We start from the raw sequence: 8,353 nt of genomic DNA on the forward strand, positions 1-8,353 counted from the left end.
TGGTTTTCATTTTTATGAGAACTATTTCTTTAATAAACTAAGTGCTCCAGCATCCGCAATAATAGTTACATCTGGATGGTTTTGCAAGCTACTTGCTGGAAGGTTTTCAGTTACTGGACCTTCAACAGTACCTGCGATAGCTTTTGCCTTAGATTCACCATAAGCAAAGAGCAAAATTGATTTAGCATCAAGAATATTTTTAATACCCATTGAGATAGCTTGTGTTGGTACATCTTCAATCTTATCAAAGAAGCGAGCATTTGCTTCAATAGTGGACTGATCAAGATCTACAAGATGCGTTTGACTATCAAATGGAGTTCCCGGTTCATTAAAGCCAATGTGACCGTTTCGACCAATTCCAAGAATTTGCAAATCAACTGGATGGTCAGCAAGAATTTGATTATAGCGTTCTACTTCTTCCTCTGCATTATCTTTGACACCACGAGGTAAAAAGCTTTCTTTAAATGGCTTTTTATTGAATAGATTTTCTTGCATAAAGTAACGATAAGATTGAGGGTTCTCTCCATTAAGTCCTACATATTCGTCCAAGTTAACACTAGTAAGATTTGAAAAATCAAGATCACTCTTAACGATTTCTCCATAAAATTCAAGCGGACTGCTACCTGTCGCAAGTCCTAATGTTTGAGCACCGTTTGCTAGCTTTTCTTTTAAAATTTCAAAAGCTACTTTTCCACCTTCTTCAGGATTTTTTACTTGAATAACTTTCATAATTGTTCCTCCATATTTCTTTATTTCATTATATGGTATAGACCAATTTTTGTCAAGTGTAAACGGTTTAATATTTTAAATTTTATAGGATAAAGTTAAGTAAAAAAAAGAAGACTAAACTAGTCTTCTCTTTTTAAACTGTCAGAATGAATTAGTCTTCTTTTTTCTTTCTTGACAAAGCATAACCGGCAGTAGCTAAACCAATAAGTGCTGAATAAGTCATGAATGATTGTTCAACTGAACCAGTATTTGGCAATGATTTCTTAGATGATTCTGGTTTTGATTCTGGCTTAGGCTCTGGTTTTGATTCTGGTTTAGGCTCTGGTTTTGGTTCTGGCTTAGGCTCTGGCTTAGGCTCTGGTTTTGGTTCTGGCTTAGGCTCTGGTTTTGGTTCTGGCTTAGGCTCTGGTTTTGGTTCTGGCTTAGGCTCTGGTTTTGGTTCTGGCTTAGGCTCTGGTTTTGGTTCTGGCTTAGGCTCTGGTTTTGGTTCTGGCTTAGGCTCTGGTTTTGGTTCTGGCTTAGGTTGTGGTTTTTCATTTTCCTTGATAAGCACAACATTTTTATTCCATTCAACAACTGGTTTTTCTGTTTCTTTCTTAACAGGATCCTTCACCAACTCAGGTGCTTCTGGTTTAACCGGTTCACTTGGTAAGACAGGTACAGTTTTATATTCTGGTTCTGTCGGTGGAACTGGTTTTTCTTTAACAGTTGGTACTTCTGTCAATTCTGGTTTTTCAGGTTTAACTGGAGGTGTTGGTTCTGTTGGTTTAACTGGCTCTTCACCTGGATCTTGAGGGAAGCCAACGTTTGAGTTGATAGAGAACCAATAGAGAGTTGCTTCGCCTGTTGCGTTAGCACCTTTTGCTGTAAATTCAAGATGACCATCTTTCAAAATAACAGCAGCACCACCATAGTAAAGGTAAGGGCTCTTAGGATCATCCCACCCCTTAGTTTCACTTGAAGAGTCTGCATTAAATGTAGCACCTTGATCCATGTATTGGTTTTGTTCTTTAGCAGATACTTCTTTTGTCGATGAATCTTGGTCTACACTTGAATTTGGAAGTTTAATAAACTCTTTGTCACCAATGTTTACAGACTCAACGTGAGGAGTATCTTGGTGTTTCATTTTTGGTGTGTATCTCAAAACACCTGATGTAGCGTCTACAGTGTAAGAACCGATAACGTCTGATTTATCACCGAATGTGTAATCTTCAGTACCAACTGAGTGACCATTTCCGCCACCAGATGCGTTCACTGTTGTAGCATCAACTGCTGTTTCTCCAGTTACTTTGAAGGCATCATCAACCCATGTTGCTTTTTGAGCAACAATTTTCAAAGGATTATCAGCATTGATATCAACTTCTGCACTACCGAAGTCAGCCTTACCGCTTTTCACAACAACGTCTGCACCATCAAGTTTTGGTTCACTTCCATCTGAATATGGATCCCAAGTTCCACGAACTGTATTGCCTTCGCTATCTTTAGCTTCAACAACTAGAGGACGAGGTTTGTCATTTTCAACATAAGATGCACCATTCCAGTGGTTAAGTGAGTTAAGGGCAAGGATTGCATTGTGTTGTGACAAATCAATCAATTGGTCATTTTCATCATAAAACTCAATGTCAACACCAACTGTAACTGGGTTTTCAGTATCAGTTGAGCTACCAATTGTCATTGTAACCGCTGGATCGTTATAAATTTGAACGATTCCTTTTCCATCTGATGATGGAAGGCTCTTCACATCGTATTTATAAACAACTTTTGCAATACGTTTTTCTTCGCTACCTTTTACAATTTTAGCTTGAGTAAGTCCTGTGTATGTCACATCAAATTTATCTCCGACTTTTACAACTCCCCACTCAATTTCATTATTAGCATATGGGTTTGTAGTTGTCAAATCAGAATCTTGTAGATTCTTTGTTTCATACATTTTAGTAGCTTTACCATCACCGTACATACGAGATTGACCTTCTTTTGTCAAGTAAGTTGTTAATCCAGTTGTTTGGTGTGTGATTTTAGTTGTTTCGCCATCAGCAAGTTCTTCAGAGAGGAATGTCAAATCTTGTTTGTATTTCTCAGGATTTCCACCACGCTCTGCAACCATCTTATTGAAGGCATCTTTAGCATCATCGTATTGTGCTTTTTTCTTGTTGTAAATTTCGAGCTCAATCAAGTAAGCAGCTTGTGCTTCATCATAAGCAGCTTTTTTAGTCTTGTAGTCAGCTAATTTAGCTTCATATCCTGCTTGAGCTAATTTATTACTTTCAGTAGCTTCTTGATTTGCTGTTACAGATGCATTGTATGCTGCAAGTGCTGTGTTATATTCTTCAAGAGCTTTTTCATAAGCAACACGTGCTTCTTCATTACTCTGTTCTACTGCTGTTTTTTCTGCTGTTTTTTCAGTCAATTCTTTTTCGTAAGCAGTAAGTTTTGCGTTGTAAGCCGCAAGCTCTTTATCGTAGTTTGCTTGTGCAGCAGCATTTTTAGCATCAACTTCAGCTTTTTCTTTTTCGAAAGCTTCTTGATTTGCTGTTACTTCAGCTTTATAATCAGCTACAGTTTTATTAATATCAGTAACTTGTTTTTCGTAATCTTTAGCAGCGGCCTCCTCTGAATCTTGCTTTTTAGTCTCAGTTTCTTTAACTTCAAGACCTTCATTTGTGGCAGCAGTTTTAGCTTCTTCCAACTTCTCTGGAACTGCAACTTCTTTTGTTTCTTCTCCAGCTACTGTTGTAATTGAAGTAACCGGTGTAGTTGCTGATGAAGTTTCATCGGCAGATACAGTCGCAATACCTGCAGCAGCAATCACTGTTGCGACCGCAACAGAACCAAAAGCAACTGAGGTTTTTCTCAAGGCATACTTAATCGTTTTATTATTCTTTAACGATGACATGACAAACTCCTTTTTAAATGTTTTTTATTTATGCTTCTCAAGCAAAAAGAATTTTTGTTCTTCGAAGTCAGAAAAATCGTAACAAAAATAATTTAAAAAGTCAAGTATTTTTATATGTTTTTTCAAACTTTTTTCACTTTGTTTTCAGGAGTTTTTCATTTTGATTTCAAAAAATTTACGCTTTTGTTGACATTTTCCTATGATATGTCGTATAATTTCAACTAACAAAATTTAATGATTGGGGGATATAATGAAATCTTCAAATAACTTTTCTCAAGAAAAAGGTCACGGCTATTTCCGTAAGCGGAATAAAGTACTTGTATCTATGATTACGGTCTTTGGTTCTTTAATGTTAAGTTCTGTTGCTATGGCAGATGAAGTTGCTTCAACTACAACTTTATCTACAAATGTTACTACATCAAGTCAACCAGCCACTAGTACTGAGACCACTAGTGAGCAACCTACTACAACAACTAGTGAACAACCTACTACAACAACTAGTGAGGAAACCCCAAAGACTTCTTCAAGCGAAGAGACATCAACTTTGCCTCAAACTTCAAGTATAACTGAACCCACAACGGCTAGTACTTCATCTACAACAAGTACTTATAACACTCCAAAAATCCAAAACGATGTAACATTTAACAAGGCTACATATAAAAGTGGTGAGGATGTTAGCATCTCAATCAATAATCCAAACGTAACTTCATCTGATTTGACAGTATCTCATTTAGACAAAGTCATTTATGAGTTGAAGAATGCTCCAGGAAATTCACTTGTCATTCCAAACTCTGTTTTCTCTCCAAATTCTGGTTATCTCATTGACATCATCGGAAAGAATGCTGATGGAAAACAAGAACTTCACAAAGTAGCTGGTCTATCAGTCGAAGATGATTGGACTGTATATCCACGTTATGGTGTTGTAGCAGGTTCAAAAGACAATCACAATTCAATCACAAAAGATCAAGTGGAAGGATATAAAAATAGTATTGACCAATTGGCCAACATGCACGTCAATAACTACTTCTTCTACGACGTTTACAATACTCCTGGTAATCCATTCCCAGCTAATGTTGAACGATTCACTCAAGATTGGGCTACTTTCTTGATTCCGAAAGATGAAACAGATCCCGAAAAACGTAAAACATACTTACCGGTTATTGACACAGAAGCTGTAAAAGAATTGGTTTCTCATGTTCATTCAACTGGTGCTAAAGCTATGCTTTATAATATGATTTACGCTGTATCTCTTGATGAAAAAATCCCAGACCAAGTAAAAAGTGCGATCGTACGCAACTTGCAAGATCACTTCAACTTTGGAAAGACTGGTGATGTTACAGCGACTGACATCCAACAATTTCTAGATCCAGGAGATCCAAACTGGCAAAACTTTATCATCAATGTGATGTTAAAAGCCATGAAAGAAGGCGGCTTCGATGGTTGGCAAGGGGACACTATGGGGACCAACTTGGTTGAAAAAGTAAACGAACCTGGAAAAGCTTTCTCCTTAAGCGATAACTATCCAAAACTAGCTGCAGCTGCAACAGAGGCCCTCAAAAAAGAAGGCTATGATTTCATGATCAACGATATCTCTACTGGAGATGCTGATCGATTAGGAAAAACAAATGTCTCTGCACCATACGCGGAAGTTTGGGGAGATAGCATCGCCTATGATTCTACCTACCAAGCCTTAACACGCTTGACTGAGCGTATGCGAGATTTATACAACGGAAAATCTCCAATTATCGCTGCTTATACACACCGTGAAAAAAATGCAACAAAACTCAGTAAAGATAATGAATTGCTAACAGATGCAATTATTGCAGCAAGTGGTGGTTATCATATAACAACAGCTGCTCTCAATACATCTCAAGATGAAAAAGGTTTTGGTGTTATTCAGGCTGAATGGTACCTCAATCAAAACTTACCAGTCAATGCTGATTTTGCAAATGCAGAATTTAACTACCAAGAATTTATCGTTGCCTACCAAGAACTCCTTCGTGGACGCGAAACCTTAGCACATGATACTCGCCGTATTGGAGACAATACAAATGTTCTTGTAGATGGTAACTTTATCGGCTCTAATCTTGATAATTCAGACGGTGTTCAACCAGGTACCGTTTATACCATCACAAAAGAAACTAATACTGGTGACCGAATTGCTCATTTGATTAATTTAGTTGGAATTACTGAAAACAAATGGAATAGTGCTGTTAATTCCACTACGAAACTGAGTAACATCCAAGCTTTTGTACCACTCGGTAGAATTTCTAAAGATCAGGCTGAACATGCTAATATCTATTGGGCTACACCAGATGCTGTAGAAGGAAAATATAATATTCAACTTCGTGAAACTTCTGCCAATGTATATTATGACAGCGGGGCCGGTCAATGGATGGCTGCAATTGATGTTCCTAGCCTGGATGTATGGGATATGCTCTATGTCAAACTTAATGAAGTTGCCCGTGTTCTTTATCAAGATGAAAATGGCAAGGAACTGGAACGTTCAAGCGACTTTGTTGGACATACTGGTGAAAAGATTGACTACTCAACAAAAGATACGATTGCTAAATACCTAAAACAAGGTTATAAACTAGTTGAGAACGAATTCGATAAAAATGGACTAGCAAAATTCGACCGAGATGCTTCAAACATTAATGGTGATGGCGTACAGGAATTCATTGTTCGCTTTACACCAAAAATTGTAGATTTTTCTGAAACACAACCAATTCAAGTTGGCCAAGTTGTTCCAGGAGATATCGATGGTAGCATCTATCCAACTCCTAAAGCTCCAAATGGAAAATCTATTAGTGATCTCAATCATTTATCAGAAAAAGTAACTCGTACTATCACCTATGTTACTGAAGATAAGAATGGTAACAATCGTCAAGAAGCTGACATCGTTTCAAAAACAGATAGTTTAAACTTTAGCCGAAAAGGAACTATCAATTTGGTAACTGGAGAAACAACACTTGAAGATTGGGTGTCTAAAGACGGTACTACTTTCGCAGATTATGAAAATCCAGTCAAAAATGGATATGTTGTCGTATCTAAAGAATCAAATGCAACAATCTCTCCTGATCTTAATAAATCTGGAGGTCATACTGGAATCCTAGCTGAATCTGATGACATTTCTGATATTGTTGTCTACCGACCAGTCGGTGTTTATACAATTAGTTATGCATCAGGAAAAGAACCATCAAATGCTATTAAAGAGATTCCATATTTAAATAATTCTTCTAATCCAACTGCTATTTCAGCGCCAACTGCAACTTTACCATATATTGAAGGGTTAGAACCAAAAGATGCAACTGGAAAAATCTTAACCTTTGTAGATCCACTTGATGAAACAAAGGGATACCTTCTTCCAACTGCAACTTCTGCTACTAATGATACATCAATTACTTATACAATTTCTCAAGGATCAGTGACGGTACAATTCCTCATTATAGGCAGTGATACCGAATTACAAGACTCTCAAACAGTTTCTGAAAACGCAGACTTTGGTACGAACTATACTACAGATGCACCAAAAGTAATTACAAAAGACGGTCTAGTCTATAATTTAGTTGGTCATCGTGAGGGTTCTGCTGATGTTTCAGGAACAGTATCTAAGGGAAATAAAACAGTAATTTATGACTACAAACTTGCTTTAGGAAATGTAATAGCACGATTTGTCCTTCAAAACACCACAACTGAATTGCAACCAGCTATCGTTATTGCTTCAAATGCAGATAACGGTTCTGCCTACATTGCTGTTGCACCGGACGAAATTTCTTATAATGGTCAAACATACGAACGTATTAGCAGTGCACAACAATCAGGCCAAGTCGGAGTAGGAACTACAGATCTGATTTTTGAATACAAAGTCAAAGAATTACCAACTCCTCAACCTCAACCTCAACCTCAACCTCAACCTCAACCTCAACCTCAACCTCAACCTCAGCCTAAACCTCAACCTCAACCTCAGCCTAAACCTAAACCTAAACCTCAACCTCAACCTCAACCTCAGCCTCAAACTCAAACTCAAGTTCAACCTCAAACTCAAGTTCAAGGTTCTGAACGCCAAAAAGAGTCAATACAATCAGAAAAAACTTTGATTAAACCTGGTAGTCAGCTACCTGCAACAGGAGAGCAAAATTCCCAATTAGCATATCTTGGATTTGCTTTTCTCACTGGATTTGCAGGTCTTGTCGGTTATAAAAAGAAACAAGATTAAACTACTATAATTTTAAAAACCCAAGGAATAATTCCTCGGGTTTTTTTATAAGAAAATAACAAAGAGGCCTTGCTCGTAAGAGCAAGGCCTCTTCATTTTAGAGCTAAAATTGTTATTTCAACACCAAAATATTGATATCATCACAATCTTAGTCTTCACGTCTTTTTGGTTTTGCAATTAAACCAAGTCCTACTAGACCAAGGGCTGCACCTAGAGCAACTACTCCAACTGTAGATTGCTCACCAGTATTTGGCAACTCACGACCTTTAGGTTTTTCTGGTGTTAGTGGTGTTACTGGTGTTGGTGGTGTTGGCGGTGTTGGTGGTGTTGGCGGTGTTGGCGGTGTTGGTGGTGTTGGTGGTGTTGGTGGTGTTGGTGGTGTTGGCGGTGTTGGTGGTGTGCTGGCGTGTTCTGTGTGTTTGGTGGCTTCTGTGTCTTTTGCCTTTTTCTACTCTGTTACTTTACCAGTGCCTCTCTCCTCATGTACATTCTCAGCTGCTGTCTATTCTTTT

Annotated in this window: 4 protein-coding genes and 1 pseudogene; 2 read left to right on the plus strand and 3 right to left on the minus strand. The window is 37.8% G+C overall.

Annotated elements, in window-relative coordinates:
• Positions 1–21 precede the first annotated feature (21 nt).
• Positions 22–729 carry a glucosamine-6-phosphate deaminase gene (locus LG369_RS05180; RefSeq protein ID WP_225750474.1) on the minus strand — a complete coding sequence of 236 codons (708 nt, stop codon included), beginning with the start codon at positions 727–729 and terminating at the stop codon, positions 22–24.
• 151 nt (positions 730–880) lie between these two features.
• Complete coding sequence (locus LG369_RS05185; protein WP_225750475.1) at positions 881–3,622, minus strand: GbpC/Spa domain-containing protein; 2,742 nt, start codon at positions 3,620–3,622, stop codon at positions 881–883.
• 250 nt (positions 3,623–3,872) lie between these two features.
• Here LG369_RS05185 and LG369_RS05190 point away from each other — a divergent pair, with 250 nt between their 5' ends.
• On the plus strand, positions 3,873–7,841 hold the full coding sequence (locus tag LG369_RS05190) for a glycoside hydrolase family 66 protein (protein WP_225750476.1): 3,969 nt from the start codon (positions 3,873–3,875) through the stop codon (positions 7,839–7,841).
• A 148-nt stretch (positions 7,842–7,989) separates the two neighbouring features.
• Here the strand turns inward: LG369_RS05190 and LG369_RS05195 are convergent.
• Positions 7,990–8,109, minus strand: a pseudogene (locus tag LG369_RS05195) (LPXTG cell wall anchor domain-containing protein); the annotation flags it as partial.
• Positions 8,110–8,129: 20 nt separating this feature from the next.
• On the opposite strand from LG369_RS05195, the gene LG369_RS05200 reads away from it, so the two are divergent.
• Positions 8,130–8,353, plus strand: a 224-nt coding sequence (locus tag LG369_RS05200) for a hypothetical protein (RefSeq protein WP_225750478.1), incomplete at its 3' end; no start/stop codon positions are given.

The organism is Streptococcus sp. Marseille-Q4154, assembly GCF_916700545.1.
In the GTDB taxonomy this organism is placed as follows: domain Bacteria; phylum Bacillota; class Bacilli; order Lactobacillales; family Streptococcaceae; genus Streptococcus; species Streptococcus infantis_I.

Bases quoted from the DNA above. Each gene is read 5' to 3' on its own strand.
- LG369_RS05180 (WP_225750474.1), bottom strand. From the start codon at position 729: ATGAAAGTTATTCAAGTAAAAAATCCTGAAGAAGGTGGAAAAGTAGCT.
- LG369_RS05185 (WP_225750475.1), bottom strand. From the start codon at position 3,622: ATGTCATCGTTAAAGAATAATAAAACGATTAAGTATGCCTTGAGAAAA.
- LG369_RS05190 (WP_225750476.1), top strand. From the start codon at position 3,873: ATGAAATCTTCAAATAACTTTTCTCAAGAAAAAGGTCACGGCTATTTC.